Below are 17,116 nucleotides of genomic sequence, written 5' to 3' on the forward strand. Positions count from 1 at the left end.
ACGAAAGCCGCCACGTGGGCGGCCGTCGCGGCGATAGGCCGCGTCGGCGACCACGACACCGCCGCCGTGTACGCCCACCCATCCTCGACCACGAAAGGTCTCCCGGCGGCCGGCGGAGGCCGGGTTGTTGACAGGCGACCAGGCATGACATTCTTGGTGGTCTCACAGCTCAACCGGCGTGCCATCTCCACAGCCATGCGACGTGCCTCGGAGCGTGCGGAGTGCCCATCGATCTGCCAGGCGTCGACCGAGTGCCGGAAGGCAATCACCGCAGGCTCCTGATCCGGCTGCACCGGCTGTACAACGTGGCGGGCCGGCCCGCCACCCGGGCGATCAGCCAGATGACCCGCAAGAACCCGCGCCTGGAGCCGGTGTCGCACGAGACGGTGAGCGCCCTGTTCCGCGGTGACCCGCTGCCCGCCTGGAGCAAGATCCGGTCGATCATCATCGTGCTGTGCCGGGCGGCGGATCAGCCGGTCGATGTGGACGAGGAACTGTCCGTCGGTGTCGAACTGTGCTCATCGGCCTCCCGGAGCCCGGCGCCCCGGCCGGAACCCGAGCCGGAGCCGGAACCGGAGCCTCATCCGTGGGTGGAGATCCGGCCGCCCGAGCCGGTGGCCGAGGTCATCGTGCACGGCCGGCTTCCCGAACGCGATCCGTTCTTCACCGGCCGGGAACCACAGCTCGACCTGATCCACGAGCACCTGACGCATGATCCGCACGTGCCGGTGGTGGTCCACGGCCCGCTCGGCGTCGGCAAGACGCAACTGATCGCGGAGTACGCCCGGCTGTACTCCCGGGAGTACCCGATCGTCTGGTGGGTGGATGCGAGGGATCTCGACCGGGCCACCACCTCGCTGGTCGAACTGGCGAAACGGCTGGGGATCGTGCCGTCGCCGGACCGGCGGCAGACCCTCGACCGGCTGTTCGCCGCGTTCGGCCGGGCCCGCACCTACCTGCTGGTCTTCGACGGCCTGCGCGGCAGCGACATCCGGGCCCTGATCCGCACCATCAGCGGCAGCGTCATCGTGACGACCCGGGACGCGACGTGGGCTCGCGACAGCGCCTACCGCGACGTCGAGGTGCCCGACTTCGACCCCGGCGAGGTCGCCCAGTACCTGCGCAAACGCGGACGGGACGCGGCCGCGGCCGATGCGTTCGGGCGCATGCCGCTGGCGCTCGCCGAGTTCTGCCGGCACCCGTCCACACTGTCGATCGGGCAGGCGGTGCTGGCCGAGGTGCGGTCCGCCCTGGCCCGGCTCGGCCGCGACCCGGGGACGGTGCGGCTGCTCACGCTGCTGGCCGGGTTCGGGGCCGGCCCGATCCAGGTGCCGCTGCTGGCGACGGCCGCCCGCCGGGAGGTGCCGGCCGAGCTGCGGGCGCTGCTCAAGGACCAGATCGCGCTGCGCCGCCGGCTGGCCGAGCTGGTGCAGGCGGGGCTGGCCCGGCGCGGCCCGGAGGACGGCGTCGAGATCCCGGCGCTGATCCGCCTCGCGGTGCGCGACCTGCTGCCCGACGCGGCCGGGGAGCGCAACCGCGACCACGTGCGGGAGATCCTGGTGGCGGCCGATCCGGGGCATCCGGAGGACCGGCGGACCTGGCCGACCCACCGGGCCATCGCGGCGCACGTCGGTCCGTCCGAGCTGGTCGACTGGCACCATCCGGCGGCGTACCGGACGGTCCGGCACCAGATCCGGTTCCGGTTCCTGGACGACGACATCGCCGGGGCGCGGCGGCTCGGTGAGCGGGTGGAGACGGCCCTGGCGGCGCGGTCGGCCTCGGCCCGGACCGACGAGGCGGTGCTCCAGATCCGGCGGTACCACGCCAACGCGCTGCGGGCGGCCGGGCGGTACACCGAGGCGGAGGCCCTGACCGCGGAGATGACGGCCCGGCTGGCGGCCGACCCGGCGTACACGGACCATCCGGTGGCGCTGGACCTGGCCCGGGGGCGGGGGCACGATCTGCGGATCGCGGGCCACTACCAGCGGGCGTTCGAGCTGGACGAGGAGACCCTGCGCGGGCATCTGCGGTTCTTCCCGGAGGACGACTACCGGACCTCGGCCAGCCGGTACAACCGGGGCGTGAGCCTGCGGCTGCTGGGCCGGTTCGGCGACGCGTACGCCGACGACGAGGAGGCCTATGTGCGGTTGCAGGCGCGCATCGGCGTACCGGATGGGGCTTTTCATCGCCTTTTGAATGCCATCGCCGAGGACCTGTACGGGCTGGGCCGCTACCGGGAGATCGGGCGGCGGCTGACCGGGGTGCTCACCCACGGCAAGGGCCGGGAGCTGCTGCGGGCCCGCCGGATGAGCGGGGTGGCGGCGCGGCGCCTCGGTGACCCGGGCGGCGCGGCCGAAGAGCTGGCCGCCTGCCATCAGGCCTGCCTCGTGCGGGTCGGGGTGGCCCGCGAGCTGACCCTCGCGGTGGCGATGAGCTGGAGCGGGGCGCTGCGCGAGTTCGGGCGGCTGCGTGAGGCGCTGGACGTCGCGGAACGCGCCGAGCAGCAGTACGAGCAGGCGCTCGGCGCCGAGAATCCGCTGGTCCAGGTCGCCCGGGTCAACGTGGTGGCGACCCTGTTGGCGATGGGCCGCGCCGAGCCCGCCCGGCAGATCGGATCCGAGGCGTACGTGGCGTTGCGCGGCCGTCTCGGCGCCGAGCACCCGTTCACGGTCGCGGCCGTGACGAACCTGGCGTCGGCGATGTCGCTGGAGGATCCGGCGTCGGCGCGGGGCATCTCCGAGGAGGCCTATCGCAGCGCCCGCGAGGTCTACGGCGAGTCGCACCCGGACACCCTGCTGGCGGGGGCCAACTTCGCCGCCGACGGTGGGGCTTCTCCATCACTGGACGCCGTGCTCGGCGGTCTGCGCCGCGGCCTGGGCGCGGGCCATCCGGCCGTCCTGGATGTGGCGCGGGGCGTCCGCGCGATCGCCCACATCGAACCGCCGTCAGCCTGACTCAGCCTGTCAACTCTTGTCAGAACTCGTCCGACATCCGATCCGGCGGAGGCCTCGAACCGTAGCCTGGGACGGTCGCCCTCGTTTCCCCGTGGGGGCGACATAAACCGCGAATTACCAGGTCAACCACATATTGACAGGGTTTGACAGGGCCTTCCGGCGCCGGAGCCGGGAGCGCCGGAGGAGGTCACCATGAATGCTGCATCGGCGGAGGCGCCCAGCGAGGATCGGTGGATCCCGCTAGCCGATGTTTCCGACCTCCCGATCGAGTCGCTGGCGGCCGAGACCTCCGGAGTGCTCGGCCGGTCACTGCGGCAGGTGCTCGACGGTCTCGCCGACACCGACGGCGTGATCAGCGCGTTCGGTTCGTTCGTCGCCGAGGACTGACGGCCGTGGCCCCGGCGCCGCACACCGCGGCTCCCTGGCCGTACGCCGAACTGGACGTGGCCGCCGTGCGCGCGGCCGGGCACCTGCCGGTCCCGTTCCGGGAGATGGTGCTGAAAGTCCACCAACGGTGCAATCTGGCGTGTTCGTACTGCTATGTGTACGAGCACCCGGATCAGACCTGGCGTGAGCGGCCCCGGACCATGCCCGACGAGGTGCGCGACGCGGCGCTCACGCGCTTCGCCGCGCACGCGCGGAAGCACGGACTCACCCGCGTGCGGATCGTTCTGCACGGTGGAGAGCCTCTGCTGTACGGGCGGGAGCGTATCGCCGAACTCGCACAGTCGGCGCGCGCGGCGTTCCCGGACGGCTGCCGGGTCGACATCGGCATGCAGACCAACGGCGTCCTGCTCGACGAGCGGAACGTCGCCATGCTGCTGGAGAACGGCATCCAGGCCGGCGTCAGCGTCGACGGGGTGGCCGCCGACCACGACCGGCACCGGCGGACACCCAACGGCCGGGGCAGCTTCGCCGCCGTCGAACGCGCCCTCACCCTGCTCCAGAAACCCGACAACCGGCCCGCGTACGCCGGACTGCTCTGCACCGTGGCCGCCGGGACCAACCCGCTGGCCTGCTACGAACAGCTGCGGGCGTTCGACCCGCCGGCCATCGACCTGCTGCTGCCGCACGCCAACAGGGACTCCCCACCACCGCCGGTCGAGGGGCGCGCCACGCCGTACGCCGACTGGCTGATCGCCGTCTTCGACCGCTGGTACGCCGAGGAGGCGCCGCCCCGGATCCGGATCTTCGAGGACGCGATCAACCTGGTCCTCGGCGGCGCGAGTCGTGGCGAGCAGCTCGGCCTCAGCCCGTCCGGCGTGGTCGTGGTCGAGTCGGACGGCGCGATCGAGCAGGTCGACGCGCTGAAGAGCGCCTACGAGGGGGCCTGCTCCACCGGGCTGGACGTGCTGCGCCACGACCTCGACGAGGCGCTCGACCACCCCGGCATCGTGGCCCGGCAGATCGGCCGCGCGGCGCTCGCCGAGGACTGCCTGTCCTGTCCGGCCGTCGCGTTCTGCGGCGGCGGCCACTACGCCCACCGCTACCGGCACGGCACCGGATTCCGGTCGCCGTCCGTCTACTGCGCCGACCTGCTGGCCCTCGTCCGCCACGTCTACGACCGTGTCGCCGTTTCCCTCGGGAGAAGATCATGACCGCCGCCGTCCACCGGCTGGCCCCGGACGCCCTCGCCGCGCTGGCGGGCGGGCTCGGCGGCACCGAGGCGATCCGCGAGCTGCGCCGCACCCAGCTCAGCAAGCATCTGCTGCTCATCCGGTTCCTGCTGGAGTCGGCTCATGACTCTGCTGGAGAGCTTTTGGAGCGCGCCCGGCAGGCCGACCCGGCCGCGTTCCACCGGGTCATCGGGGAACCGCTCACCGGCGGCTGGGCGGCCATCACCGGCCGGGCCGTGCTCCAGGGTGAGGCATCGGCCGGGGACCTCGGATACCTCTCCGCGATCGCCGTGGTCGCGGCCGCGCGCGCCGGCGTCGACGGCTCGGTGGCGGTCCCGGTGCACCACGGCCTCGCGGTACTGCCCGGCGTCGGCGCCATCGAGGCCGGGGACGCCGCCACGGTCGAGGTGAGCACGACCGGGGGACGGCTGTTCCGGCTCAGCGCGGACGGCGTGGTCGAACTGCCCGGCGGGGACGGCTGGCTGCCGGTGCGGCGGCTCACCGCCGACGCCCGCGGGCAGTCGATCGACCTGGCGCTCGACGACGTGCACCCCTACCGGCACGGGCACCACGTGCCGCCCGCGAACCGGCTGCCCGGCGACGAGGTGCGGCGCTGGCAGGAGACCTTCACCGGCGCGTGGACGCTGCTCGCCACCCGCCTGCCGGAACGGGCCGCCGAACTGGCCGCCGGTCTGGAGACGCTGGTCCCGCTGCTGCAGACCGACCCGCGATCGGCCCGCAGCGCCACCATCCGGCACGCCTTCGGTGTCTTCGGCCTGACCCGCCCCGGCACACCCGCCGACTTCGCGGTCACCCTCGTGCACGAGTTCCAGCACTCCAAGCTGAGCGCGATCCTCGACCTGGTCCAGCTGACCGATCCGGACGACGAGGGGCGGTACTTCGCACCGTGGCGTACCGACCCGCGGCCGCTGCCCGGCCTGCTCCAGGGCGTCTACGCCTTCGCCGGGGTGGCCGACACGTGGCGGGCGCTGCGTGGCGTGATCCCGGTGGCCGAGGCCCGATTCGCCGAGACCCGGTTGCAGGTGGACCGCGGGCTCACCGCCGTCGAGGAGTCCGGGTCGCTGACCGCCGACGGTCTGCGCTTCACGGCCGAACTGCGCCGGACCGCCGACCGCCTGCTGGCCGAACCGGTCCCGGACGCCGTGGCCCGCGAGGCGCGCGACACACTCGCCCGGATCCACGGCGCCTGGCAGGACCGCAACGGCTAGAGATCTATCTGGTCTCGGTCCGCGTTTAGCTTCCGGAAAGGATCGAAACCCGGACCTCGACAAGCCCGGCCTCGCCGATCAGGTCGGCGGCGCCTCGATGTCGCCCTCGAGCCGCTGCCCGGCCGCGGCCGCCGCCACCTCGGGATGGTTGGCGCCCAGCAGGCCGCTCAGCTGATCCAGCGAATCGCGGAAGAGTGTCGCGCCGCGCTCCTCGGCGCCGGTGGCCCGCAGATCCAGGGACAGGTTGATGGCCCGCATCAGCACGTACGGATGGTCCTGACCGCCGCGTGCCTTCGTGCCCTTCGCGTCGGCCCCCCGGCTCAGGCGCAGCATCTCCTCGGACAGCTCCAGCGCCGCCCCGTGCCGGCCGGCCAGCGCGTGGTCGTTGGCCAGGGACGTGCCGGCGCAGATCGTGTACGGATGGTCCGGGCCCAGCTTCACCTGCAACCGCGGGTACGCGTGCTGGTCCAGTGCGAACGCCTCCTCGAACAGCCCGGCGGCCCGCATGATGATCGCCCGGTTCACCTCGGCGGCCAGGGTCAGCGGGTGGTCGTCGCCGAAGTCGTCGCGGTAGCGGGTCAGCGCGTCGTCGGCCAGCTCCGCCGCCTCCGGCAACTCGCCGGCCTGCCGCAGCACGTTGGCCAGGCTCACCGTGGCCGCCACCGAGAACTCGTGGCTGCGGTTGAACGGCAGGTTGAAGCGGTTGGCGGTGCGCTCGTGGTTGGTTCGCATCACCTCGAGCGCCTCGGCGAGCCGGCCCAGTTTCCGCAGGGTGATGGCGTGTGTCCGCTCGGACATCAGCACGAAGCCGTGCCGGGCGCCGAGCAGCCGCTCCTGCTCCGGCAGCCACTCCCGCAGCCGCTCCAGGGCGGCGTTGTAGTGGCCGAGACCGTAGAAGTCGCGGGCCACGTTGATGTGCGTGCGGATCACGTTGGCGTCGACGATGCCCTGGTCGGCCCAGTGCGAGACGATCTCCTCGTCCAGCTTCAGCGCCTGCGCGAAGTCACCGAACAGCCGGTAGTCGACCGCCAGATTGCCCTTCACCCGCAGCGTGTACGTCTCCTCGTCGCCGAAGACCTCCCGGTGCAGCCGGTAGCTCTCCTCGTCGAACGCCATCGCCTCGCGGTACTGGCCGGCGATGCGCATGTCGTGCCCACGCTGGTTGCCGGTGATCAATGTGTACGGATGCTCGGGCCCCAGCAGCGGACTGCCGAGGAACCGGTTGTACGTGTCCAGCAGCAGCTCGGAGGCGGTGCTGCTGTCGCCCAGCGCCCGGATCGCGTTGGCGATCTGCGCCCGGGCCAGCAGAGTGGACTGCCCGTCCGGACCGAGCAGCGGATCGGTCTCGTCCTTCGACCACTCCTCGGAGGCCCGGCTCGCCAGGGCCCGGCTGTTCTCGTAGTCGCCGACGATGTAGAGGTAGCGGGCGTGGTCGAGGACCGTCTGCCGGCCCTCCGGGGTGCCCGAGTGCACCATGTCCGCCGGCGTCAGGTGCGGGCCCATCTCGCTCTGCAGGGCCAGCTCGCCGACCTCGTCCGGGTCGCCCGGCTTGGCCACCGCCAGCAGCCGCTGCACGTTGCGCAGAGTCTCCTGGCGCAACTCCGGGTTGAGCGTGTCGCGCAGCACCCGCTGCACCAGCCGGTGCACCTGGAGCCGCGGTGTCCGGTCGCCGGCCGCCATCGCCGACGTGGACCGGCCGACCTGTTTGGCCAGACCGTACTTACGCAGCTCGCGAACCATCCGGCCGGTCGAGATCGAGTCGTTGAGCGCGGCCCGCAGCTCGGCGGTTAGCGCCGCGTTGGCGCCGCGCACCAGCAGCGACTGCCGGACCGGCTCGCCACCGAGGAACGCGAACAGGGCGAAGAACTGGGCCGCGGCCCGGTCGTTGTTGTCCAGCTTCTCCAGTGCGACCGACACGAACGCGGCGACGGTCAGCGGATAGTCGGCGGGCTTTCCCTCGTTCAGCAGCTCGCTGCGCTCACCCAGCAACTCGATGTACTCCGGAACCGGCATGCCGGTCGCCAGATACCAGGCCGCCGCCTGCTCCAGGGCCAGCGGCAGGTCACCGAGCGCCTCGGCCAGCTCGTCCGCCTCGTCATCCGTGATCGGCGCCAGCGAGCTGGAATCCTGGGTCCGCCGGGTGAGCATCTGCACGCTCTCGTCCCGCCGGAACACGTCGACCTCGATCGGGATGCCGATGTGGCTCCATTCCTCGATCCGGGTCGTCACGATCACGTGGCCGCCGGTCGACGGGAGCAGCGGCGTCAGGTCGGACGGCTCGTCGGCGTTGTCGTAGACCAGCAGCCAGTCCCGGTCGTCGCCACCGGCGGCCAGCCAGTTCAGCACGGTCCGGGCGGTCTCCTGCTGGTCGTCGGCGATCGGCAGGTCGATCCGCTGCGCCAGCTGCGTCAGCGAGGCGAGCACGGTGGACGACTGCTCGGCCGGGATCCACCAGATCAGGTCGTAGCGGTCCAGATTCCTGTGCACGTACTCGATGACGAGCTGGGTCTTGCCGACGCCGCCGAGGCCCTTGAGCGTCGGCGGGAGAACCGAGGTGGTCGACTCCTTCGACAGTGTGGCGCCCAGCCGCTCCAGCAGCTCCACCCGGCCGGTGAAATTCCTGTTCCGGATCGGGATGTCGCCGACGATCCGCTCCTCCGGCCGGTAGACCCGGGGCCGGGACGGGCGGCTGCCCGCCGCGAGCGCCCCGAACCGGGCGGACGCGTCACCGGGATGCCAGCGGATCACGGTCTCGGCGAACAGGCGCAGACCGTTCGGCGCGGTGGAGGCCGCCTCCAGGATGGCGGCGAGATCCTCGGCCGCGTCGTCCGAACGGCGAATGCGCAGGGGCGCGGCGAGCATGCCGTTCAGTTCCTCGACGCGTGCGTCCCGCGCGGAGCGATCGGACAGGCCTTGCACTTGAAGAAGGGTCTCGAGGAGCTTTTCACGGGAAAAGGCCAGGTCCGACACGGCTTCTCATTTCCGAAGGCGCGGATGGAGTTCGAACCGAAGGATATCCGAAATGGGTTGCTCACGGGGGTCGCGGAAAGCGCCGCATGGTGCCATCTCCGGCAAGCCGGTCCGCACCCGCGGCGCCTTCACGCATCAGCCCTGATCGATCCAGATGTTGTCGTGCTCCAGGTAGAACGCCGCCTTCTCGTCGTCGCTCATCTCGTCCAGACGGGCCAGCCCCTCGAAGTAGCCCTCGCGCGGCGCGCCCGGCGAGAAGTGCAGCAGCATCGAGACCGGCGCGCCCGACCGGTTCTTGAAGCCGTGCACACCGCCGATCGGCACATGCACCCAGTCACCCGGCTCCGCCTCGATCCACCGGTCCCCGTTGTAGATGCTCATGACCCCGGACAGGATGTAGAACGACTCGCTGATGGAACGGTGGAAATGCGGATTCGGTCCGGTCACCCCGGGCCCGCACTCCCACCGGTAGAGGCCGAAGAGGCCACCCGTGGACGCGCCGGTGGCGAGGTAGTGGACTTGTGTGCCGTTCGGGTAGACGAGCTCCGGTTTCGTGTCGGCGGGCCGGTGCCACGCGCTCTTCTCCCCGGTCTCCCCGTGATATTTCGGAGGCGGATATGTCATAGACCTATATCTACCCGAAAGTGAGCACCGGTTTGACCACCTTGCCGGTGGCGGCGTCGCGGGCGGCGGCCTCGATCTCGGTGAACGGGTACTCGGTGACCAGCCGCTCCACCGGCAGACGGCCGAGCCGGTGCAGGTCGATGAGCTGCGGCAGGAAGGTGGCCGGGGCGGCGTCGCCCTCGATCACGCCACGGATCCGGATCCCGTTGTACATCACCGTCATGATGTCGAACTCGGCCTTCCCGCCCAGGCCGACCAGGGCCAGCGTGCCGCGCCGCCGCAGCGCGCCGATGGCCCGGGTGATCACGTCGGGGCGGCCGGTGGTGTCGATCGCGTGGTGCGCTCCGGTCACGTCGGCGTCGGTCGCGCCGAGCGAGAGCGCCAGTTCCCGGCGGGCCGGGTTCGGGTCGACGACGACGACCGTGCAGCCCAGGGAGACGGCCGCCATCACCGCGCTCAGGCCCACGCCGCCGCAGCCGAAGACGGCCACCGTGTCGCCGGGGGAGGGGCGCAGCACATTGAGGACGGTGCCGGCGCCGGTCTGCACACTGCAACCCAGCGGTGCGGCGATCAGCGGGGAGAGCGCGGCGGGAACCCGTACCACATTGGTTTGGTATGCGAGGGCGTGTGTCGCGAAGCTGGACTGGCCGAAGAAGTTGCCGAAGACGGCGGAGCCGTCGAGGCTGAGCGGGCTGCTCCCGTCGGCCCGCGTGCCGCGCATGTTGAGATCGCTGCGCAGGCAGTAGGCCGGATGGCCGCCGGTGCACTGGTCGCAGCCGCCGCAGCTGCGGTAACTGAGCGCCACCGTGTCGCCCACCCGGACCGAGCCGACCGCGGCGCCGACCGCCTCGACGACGCCCGCGCCCTCGTGGCCGAAGACCATCGGGGAGATCTTCTCCGGCCAGCGGCCGCGCATCGCCAGGTCGGTGTGGCAGATGCCGGCCGCGGTCATCCGGACCAGCACCTCGTCGTCGCGGGGTGGCTCCAGATCGACGTCACGGATGGTGAAGGCCGCTCCGGCCCGCTCGACGAGGGCCGCCTGGATGCGCACCGGTCACTCCCGCTCGAGCACGAAGTAGTAGTGGCGGCCCTCGTCCAGGACGCCCTTGCCGTTCATCACGCCGAGCAGGGTGCTCTCGCCGGCCTGTTTGAAGTGGTCGAGCACGGGCTGGCCGTCGTAGACCATGGTGGCCGTGGTCTCGCCGCGGAACTCGACCGGCCACAGGCTGGCGCCGCCCCTGGCCCGCTCGACGTCGTCGAAGAGCTCGCCGCCGTCGGTGCGGCAGACCAGCGGCGCCACCTCGGTGAGCGAGTCGAACCGCTTGCCGTGCCAGCGGATCTTCGCCAGGTAGCCCTCGAAGCGGTGGCCGCTGGCGAACTCGCTCCCGCGCCAGGCGCCGAGGATGTCCTCGGGGCGCACCGGTGGCAGGGCCGCCCACAGGTCGTCGAGTTCGTCGATGGTGGTCTCGCCGCCGGCCGCGCGGATCTCGGCGAGGCGGAGGCGGGCAGCTTCGGCGTCCATGACCGGCCTTCCTTATTGGCGTCCCGCCAATATAAGCCGACGGGACGCCGTAAGGCGACAGGCCGGGGCGGCTCCCGGCCGGGATTTCAGGCCGCCGCCGTGGCGACCTCCCGGGCCGGCTCGGCGGGCGCCGTCGCCGGGCGGCGGCGGGCACGCATCGCGCCGGCCAGGCAGAGCAGCGCGCCGACGGCGAGCCAGGCGAGCAGGACGATGACCGGCCGGGTGGCGGCGGCGCCGTCGAAGAAGGCGGTTGACCGCAGCAGCGATCCGCCGGCGCCGGGCGGCAGCAGCTGGCCGAGCGCGCCGGACCAGCCGGGCAGCATCTGCGGGGCGGTCGCGGCCCCGGACAGCGGGTTGCCGACCAGCATCATGGTCGCCGCCCCGATGCCGACACCGGCCATCCCGAGCAGGGACTCCAGACCGAGCACGGTGAGCGCGGTGGCCGCGACGGCGAGCCCGATCGCCCCGGCGTTGGCGAGGTAGTCGCCGCCCAGCGAGCCCAGCCAGAACTGGAGGATCGCGGCCATCGCCAGGCCGCCGGTCACCGCGAACGCGAGCGCGCCGGCCACCCGGCGGCCGGTGCCGCGGACCCGGGCGGTGAGCAGGACGGCGGCCAGGATGCCGCCGATCACCAGCGGCAGGGCCCCGGCGGCCAGGCCGGCGCCGCGCGGGTCGTCGGTGGGCAGGGCGGCCAGATCTCGTACGGCGGTGGTGGGCGCCTGGCCCTCATGGGCGAGCGCCGTGCCGAGGGCCTGGAGGGTCTGGGCGACCGCGGTGCTGGCGGCCGAGGCGGTGATCACCTGGGGCGTGCCGGAGGTGAGGTCGATCGCGCCGTACGCCTCCCGGTCCTTGATCAGCCGCTCGGCGGCGGCCGTGTCGGTGACGGCGGTGACGTCGAACGCTCCCGGCAGGCGCTGCTCCAGCGCGGCGGTGACCTGCGCGACGGCGGGGGCCGGACCGGCGACGGCGATCGGGACGTCGTGGACCGAGGACCGGACCGCCGGCCAGGCGAAGGCGGTGAGCAGCACGCTGATGATGACCGTGAGCAGCCCGACCGTGGCGGTGACCTGCTTCATGACGGCTCCTTCGTTAAAGTGAACGGTGGTTCGTTTTAAACGATGGACCCGTTCCGGGTGTTTGTCAAGAACGGTCGTTCGTTTTAGCGTGGGACGTATGCCACGCGTCACCGACGAACACCGGGCCGGCCGTCGCGCCGAGATCCTCGCCGCGGCCGCCCGGGTCTTCGCCGTCAAGGGGTTCCACGGCGCCTCGATGGCCGACCTGATCACCGAGTCCGGGCTCTCCGCCGGCGCCGTCTACAGCTATTTCCGCAGCAAGGAGGAGCTGATCGCGGCGGTCGCCGACCTCGCGCACGCCACCGCCGACGACGTCTTCGGCGCGCTGCTCGCCGACGGGGCCGTGCCGTCCCCGGCCGACGCGGTGGCCACGATGATCACGGCCATCCACGAGCGGCTCGTCGACGGACCGCTGCCGGGCGTGGACATCACCCGGCTCGGCGTGCAGGTGTGGGCCGAGGCACTGCGCAGCCCCGAGGTGTACGACCGGGCCCAGTGGGTGGTGCTGCGGCTGCGCGGGCACTGCGCCGAGGTGGCCCGCCGCTGGCAGGCCGCCGGCAACCTGCCGGCCGGCACCGATCCGGACCAGATCGGCGCGGCGATGCTCAGCCTCCTTCAGGGGTACGTGCTCCAGCGCCTCCTGGTCCCGCTGACCGACCCGTCCGGCTACGTGTCCGGCGTGCGGGCGCTGCTGGGGCAGCCGTGACCGCAGGGCCGCCGGTCTGGCTGCTCGACGTGGACGGGGTGGTCAACGCCTTCCGGGGTGGGTGGTACGCCGGGCCGCGGGTGGTGCAGGTCTACTCGGAGGCGGACGCGTACGACTACCGGATCCGGTACGAGCCCCGGCTCGTCGCGGCGATCCGGCGGGTCCACGAGGACGGGCTCGCCGAGGTGACCTGGTGCAGCACATGGTGCAGCGACGCGGCGGCGCTGGAGGACGGGCTCGGGCTGCCGAGGCTGCCCCGCGCCTTCGGCGAACCGGTCCCGGGCGATGCCGCCTGCGCCGCGAAACTGGCGGCGGCGCGGCGGGTGATCGCCTCCGGGCGGCGCCTGGTGTGGACCGACGACGTCGAGGTGGCCCACCACGCCGGGGAGTCCGCGCCCTGGGAGGCGGACGGCCGGGCGCTGCTGATCGGGCCGAACGCCACCCGGGGGCTGCGGCCCGCGCATCTACGGCGGATCCGGGAGTTCCTCGGCGGCGCCGGCGGCTGAGCGAAATTTGTCAGACCCCGGCCGTACCCTCCTGGCATGGTCAATCGTTCCCCTTCTTCGGGCCTCGCTCCAGTGGGTATCGCCGCGTTCGCCTCCCGAGCCGAGTTCGACCGGGCCGTCGAGTCGGCGCGGCACGCGGCTCAGGCGTATTACGACACCGGCGACGCGATGATGACCGACGCCGAGTACGACGTGCTCGCCGACCGGATAGCCGCGGCCCTCACCGAGCATCCGGACTGGGACGACAAGGGCATCACCACCGCCGTGGCCGCGGGGGCCTCGGCGGGCGGCGACGTCCGGCACCCCACCGCGATGCTCTCCCTCGACAAGATCAAGACGCCCGAGGAGGTGGCCGCGTTCGTCGCCACCCTCGGCGGCGACGGGTGCCTGGTCGAGGTCAAACTCGACGGCCTCGCCCTCCGCGCGGAGTATGTGGCGGGTCGCCTCGTGCTGGCCGCGCTGCGCGGTGACGGCGCCACCGGCGAGGAGGTCACCGCCCAGGTCCGCCGCGGTGTGACCGGGCTGCCGGCCGAGCTGACCACCCCCTGGACCGGCGAGGTGCGCGGCGAGGTCTACATGACGGTGGCCGACTTCGAGGCGGCCAGCGCCAACCGGGTGGCCGCCGGTGGCAAGGCCTTCGTCAACTCGCGGGGCGCGGTCGCCGGGGCGATCCGCAGCATCGACCGGGCCTACGAGGCTCCCATGACCTTCGCGACCTACGAGATCACCGGCGAGGGGGTCGACCCCGCCGGCAGCCACCTCGGGCGGATGGCACGGGCCGAGGAGCTCGGCTTCCCGGCCGCCTGCCGGCTCATCGACGGGGTCGGCGGCGAGCTGTTCACCGCCGAGGAGGTGATCGCGGCCATCGAGGCGATCGGGGCCCGGCGATCCGAGCTGGTCTTCCCGATCGACGGCGCGGTCATCAAGGCTGATGCCGAGAGCACCCGGCGGCGGCTCGGCCTCGCCTCCCGCACGCCGTACTGGGCGACCGCGTTCAAGTACCCACCGGACACCGCCTCCACCGTGCTGCGGGAGATCGAGGTGCGGGTCGGCCGGACCGGGCGGATCAGCCTGCGCGCGATCATCGACCCGGTGCAGGTCGGCGGCACCACCGTCACCAAGGCCACCCTGCACAACCCGCAGTGGGTCGCCGAGCAGGGCCTCGCCCTCGGGCAGACCGTCGCGGTGTGGCGGGCCGGCGACGTCATCCCGCGGGTCACCTCGCCGATCGGCGAGCAACCCCACGGGCTGACCCCGTGGGTGGCGCCCGAGGTGTGCCCGCAGTGCGGCGAGCCGTGGGACAGGAGCAGCCTGCTCTGGCGCTGCCACACCGCCTCGTGCGCGGCGGCGAACGCGCTGGCCTACTGGTGCAGCCGGGAGGCCCTCGACGTGGACGGGGCCGGCGACTCGTTCTGCGACGCCGTCATCGAGGCGGGGCTGGCCCGCGACGTCGCCGACCTGTATGGGCTCTCCGTCGACGACATCGCCGAGCTGCCGGTCGGCAGGACCGTGGCCGGCGGGACGGTCATGCTCGGCCGGGCCAACGCGGAGCGGATCGTCGCGGGGCTGGCGGCCAGCAAGGGGCAGCCGTTCAACCGGGTGGTCACCGGGCTCGGCATCCGGATGACCGGCCGCAGCGTCGGCCGGTGGCTGGCGGCGCGGTTCAAGTCGATGACGGCGCTGCGCGCCGCCACCGTCGAGGAGATCGCCGAGATCGACAAGATGGGCCTCATCAAGGCCCAGCACGTGGTGGACGGCCTGGTGGCGATGAGCGACGTCATCGACCGTTTGGCCGCACACGGGCTGACCATGGAGGTGATCGACGACGGCGGGGCGAAGCCGCTGGCCGGAAAGACGTATGTGGTGTCCGGCTCGGTGCCCGGCTACACCCGCACGACGGTGAGCGAGCGGATCGAGGCGCTGGGCGGGTCGGCCAGCAGCAGCGTGTCGGCGAAGACCACCGCGCTGGTCACCGCCGAGACCACCACCGCCAAGGCCAAGAAGGCGGTTCAGCTCGGCATCCCGGTGATCGACCCGGAGGAGTTCGCGCGCATGCTCGCCTGACACCGGCTCGCGGCGAGATCATCAGGGCCCTATCCTGGCGCGATGCTTACAGAGGGTTACCGGCTCGCGTGGGAGTCCCGGCGAGTGCTGGCGGCCGTCCTGCTGCCGGTGGTGGCGGTCGCGCTGCTGGTGACGGCGGTGCTGGACCGGTTCGCGGGTGAGCGGCCGGCGGTCGCCTGGGCGATGCTCGGCGTGCTGGTGGCGGCCTGGATCGTCGGGCTGCTCGCCGGGGCCGGTGCCGTCGTCCGCGGCCTCGGTGTGATGGGCGCCCTCCGGCGGGCGGTTGCGTTCCTGCCGGTCTTCGCGGCGTGGCTCGCCGCCGTCGGCGGGGCGGTCTACCTCGGCATGCTGATGGTCGCCGGCACCGGCTCGGTGCCGTTGGTGCTGGCCGTGCTCGCGGCGGGCGGGCTGGTCGCGTCCCGGCTGGTGCTGGTCGTGGCCAGCCGGGCGATCGGGGACCGAGACCGGCCGGTGTCCTGGCGGGAGGCGGGGACGTTCCTGCTGGGTGGGGTGGTGGTTCCGGCGTTCGCGGTCTACCTCCTTCCGGACTTCGTGGCGGAGGTCGTCTTGCTGCCTCTCCTGCTGGTCGCGCAGGTGGGCCTGAGTTCTGGCCTGCACATGCCGCGTCACCCGGCCGTCGCGGCTGATTCGGCGGACGCGGCTCTTTCGGCCGACCAGGCGGATCCGGCGGAGTCGGCCGCGGCGGGCTCGGAGCGGGTGGCGGGCCGCAAGGTCCGGGTCTGGCCGGGTGTCGCCATGATCACGGTCGCCGTGCTGGTGGCGGGCGGTCCGGCGGTGGCCGGGCGGTTCGGTGGGCCGGTCCGGACCAACGACGGCGGACCGTACGGGCCGGTCGCGGTGGCCTGGCCGGCCGGGCGGCATCCGGTGATCGTGACCGAGGCCGGGGTCTGGTTCTGCGACGACGACCTGTGCGAGGAGTTCATCGACGTCGACGGCGGCCCGTCCGCGATCGGTGGTTACGCCACGGTCGGGATCGCCGCCGACGGGACGGTCGTCAAGACGGCTGTCACCGGCGGACCGGACAGCGGCGGGCCGTTCCTGCACTATGCGCGCTGCGTACCGGAAGGTTGCCGGAACGCCTGGCTGCCGGTGCGGGCGAACGCCAAGGAGAAGCTCGACCCGATGGTGCGGGCCGAGGCCGCCGGCGCGTCGGCGCCGGACGGCGCGCTGTGGTTCTTCGTGGCCGCGCCGGCCGAGGGCAGGGAACGGGGAGGCTACCGGTTCCGGCTGATCCGGTGCGCGGACATGGAGTGCGCCGAACCGCAGCGGCACGACATCGGCGTCACCGACCGGAGCCCGGAGGACGGCGACCGCAACGGCACGCGCGCCCGCCTGACGATCGGCGCCGACGGCCGCCCGGACGCGGCGTTCTGGACCGGACTGAATGTTCTGCGGTTCAGTTGCGACCCGGTGACCTGTGCGAACCCGCGCGAGACTGCCAATGACGACCTCCCGCTCCAGGGCATCTGGAGCACCGCCGGCGACCGGAGCGTCGGCTACTTCGACGGTCGGCTGTTTCAGAACGGGGAGCTCACGACGGTCGCCGACGGCAGCCCGGACGGAACGGGTGCCCTGGCCGTCGCCGGATCCTCGGTCTACGTGGCGGCCGCGCTGCCCACCAGGCCGGAGCGGGGCTTCCACCTGAGCATCGGCGAACCGGCCCGGCACTGGCGGCAGACCGTGTCGCGGTGCACCGGCGGCAGGTGCGACAGCGTGCCGATGGACCGGTACGACGGCGAACCGCAGCGTGAGCTGGTCGCGGTCGCCGAGGACGGCCGGATCCTGCTGGTCCGCCCCGGGCGCATCGTGCTGCGCGAGGCGCCGTAGA

At 72.6% G+C, this 17,116-nt stretch carries 13 protein-coding genes; 8 read left to right on the forward strand and 5 right to left on the reverse strand.

The genetic code is table 11. The annotated features are described in order from the left end of the window. The first annotated feature begins 221 nt into the window (after nt 1-221). The 4 genes from fxsT (IEZ13_RS32565) (at nt 222) to IEZ13_RS32580 (ending at nt 5,799) form a co-directional block, all read left to right on the forward strand. Nucleotides 222-2,954, forward strand: coding sequence for an FxSxx-COOH system tetratricopeptide repeat protein (gene fxsT, locus IEZ13_RS32565; protein WP_183225236.1), 2,733 nt, complete (start codon nt 222-224; stop codon nt 2,952-2,954). A gap of 192 nt (nt 2,955-3,146) precedes the next feature. After that, the gene (locus IEZ13_RS32570; protein ID WP_183225235.1) at nt 3,147-3,341 is read left to right on the forward strand and encodes a hypothetical protein; all 195 of its coding nucleotides are present in this window, start codon (nt 3,147-3,149) and stop codon (nt 3,339-3,341) included. 5 nt (nt 3,342-3,346) lie between these two features. Beyond that, on the forward strand, nt 3,347-4,552 hold the full coding sequence (locus IEZ13_RS32575; protein WP_229795365.1) for an FxsB family cyclophane-forming radical SAM/SPASM peptide maturase: 1,206 nt from the start codon (nt 3,347-3,349) through the stop codon (nt 4,550-4,552). Continuing rightward, nucleotides 4,549-5,799, forward strand: coding sequence for an HEXXH motif domain-containing protein (locus IEZ13_RS32580; protein ID WP_183225234.1), 1,251 nt, complete (start codon nt 4,549-4,551; stop codon nt 5,797-5,799). Before IEZ13_RS32575 ends, IEZ13_RS32580 begins: the two co-directional genes overlap by 4 nt. Nucleotides 5,800-5,877: 78 nt before the next feature. Here the strand turns inward: IEZ13_RS32580 and fxsT (IEZ13_RS32585) are convergent, their stop codons facing one another. The 5 genes from fxsT (IEZ13_RS32585) to IEZ13_RS32605 form a co-directional block, all read right to left on the reverse strand. Then, nucleotides 5,878-8,769 (reverse strand): FxSxx-COOH system tetratricopeptide repeat protein, encoded by a 2,892-nt coding sequence (gene fxsT / locus IEZ13_RS32585; RefSeq protein WP_268240173.1) that lies wholly within the window; start codon nt 8,767-8,769, stop codon nt 5,878-5,880. A 135-nt stretch (nt 8,770-8,904) separates the two neighbouring features. Beyond that, entirely contained in the window at nt 8,905-9,393 is a 489-nt protein-coding gene (locus IEZ13_RS32590; protein WP_183225232.1) for a cupin domain-containing protein, read from the reverse strand. Between the two features lie 10 nt (nt 9,394-9,403). Further along, a complete protein-coding gene (locus IEZ13_RS32595; RefSeq protein WP_183225231.1) occupies nt 9,404-10,444 on the reverse strand; it encodes an NAD(P)-dependent alcohol dehydrogenase in 1,041 nt (346 codons plus the stop codon). 3 nt (nt 10,445-10,447) lie between these two features. Then, a complete protein-coding gene (locus tag IEZ13_RS32600) occupies nt 10,448-10,915 on the reverse strand; it encodes a DUF4334 domain-containing protein (protein ID WP_183225230.1) in 468 nt (155 codons plus the stop codon). 86 nt (nt 10,916-11,001) lie between these two features. After that, entirely contained in the window at nt 11,002-11,991 is a 990-nt protein-coding gene (locus IEZ13_RS32605; protein WP_183225229.1) for an ABC transporter permease, read from the reverse strand. 97 nt (nt 11,992-12,088) lie between these two features. Between IEZ13_RS32605 and IEZ13_RS32610 the strand changes: the two genes are divergently transcribed. From IEZ13_RS32610 to IEZ13_RS32625, 4 genes are read left to right on the forward strand one after another with little or no spacing between them, the layout of a single operon-like run. Beyond that, a complete protein-coding gene (locus tag IEZ13_RS32610) occupies nt 12,089-12,697 on the forward strand; it encodes a TetR/AcrR family transcriptional regulator (RefSeq protein ID WP_183225228.1) in 609 nt (202 codons plus the stop codon). Beyond that, a complete protein-coding gene (locus IEZ13_RS32615) occupies nt 12,694-13,203 on the forward strand; it encodes an HAD domain-containing protein (protein ID WP_183225227.1) in 510 nt (169 codons plus the stop codon). Before IEZ13_RS32610 ends, IEZ13_RS32615 begins: the two co-directional genes overlap by 4 nt. Before the next feature lie 36 nt (nt 13,204-13,239). After that, complete coding sequence (gene ligA / locus IEZ13_RS32620; RefSeq protein ID WP_183225226.1) at nt 13,240-15,267, forward strand: NAD-dependent DNA ligase LigA; 2,028 nt, start codon at nt 13,240-13,242, stop codon at nt 15,265-15,267. A 42-nt stretch (nt 15,268-15,309) separates the two neighbouring features. After that, the gene (locus IEZ13_RS32625; RefSeq protein WP_183225225.1) at nt 15,310-17,115 is read left to right on the forward strand and encodes a hypothetical protein; all 1,806 of its coding nucleotides are present in this window, start codon (nt 15,310-15,312) and stop codon (nt 17,113-17,115) included. Nucleotide 17,116 lies beyond the last annotated feature (1 nt).

This window comes from Actinoplanes campanulatus (assembly GCF_014647795.1).
Taxonomy (GTDB): domain Bacteria; phylum Actinomycetota; class Actinomycetes; order Mycobacteriales; family Micromonosporaceae; genus Actinoplanes; species Actinoplanes campanulatus.

What these genes read in the sequence shown, in the direction of transcription:
- IEZ13_RS32610 (WP_183225228.1), top strand. Translation starts at nt 12,089, where the DNA reads ATGCCACGCGTCACCGACGAACACCGGGCCGGCCGTCGCGCCGAGATC.
- ligA (WP_183225226.1), top strand. Translation starts at nt 13,240, where the DNA reads ATGGTCAATCGTTCCCCTTCTTCGGGCCTCGCTCCAGTGGGTATCGCC.
- IEZ13_RS32600 (WP_183225230.1), bottom strand. Translation starts at nt 10,915, where the DNA reads ATGGACGCCGAAGCTGCCCGCCTCCGCCTCGCCGAGATCCGCGCGGCC.
- IEZ13_RS32625 (WP_183225225.1), top strand. Translation starts at nt 15,310, where the DNA reads ATGCTTACAGAGGGTTACCGGCTCGCGTGGGAGTCCCGGCGAGTGCTG.
- IEZ13_RS32580 (WP_183225234.1), top strand. Translation starts at nt 4,549, where the DNA reads ATGACCGCCGCCGTCCACCGGCTGGCCCCGGACGCCCTCGCCGCGCTG.
- IEZ13_RS32590 (WP_183225232.1), bottom strand. Translation starts at nt 9,393, where the DNA reads ATGACATATCCGCCTCCGAAATATCACGGGGAGACCGGGGAGAAGAGC.
- IEZ13_RS32605 (WP_183225229.1), bottom strand. Translation starts at nt 11,991, where the DNA reads ATGAAGCAGGTCACCGCCACGGTCGGGCTGCTCACGGTCATCATCAGC.
- IEZ13_RS32570 (WP_183225235.1), top strand. Translation starts at nt 3,147, where the DNA reads ATGAATGCTGCATCGGCGGAGGCGCCCAGCGAGGATCGGTGGATCCCG.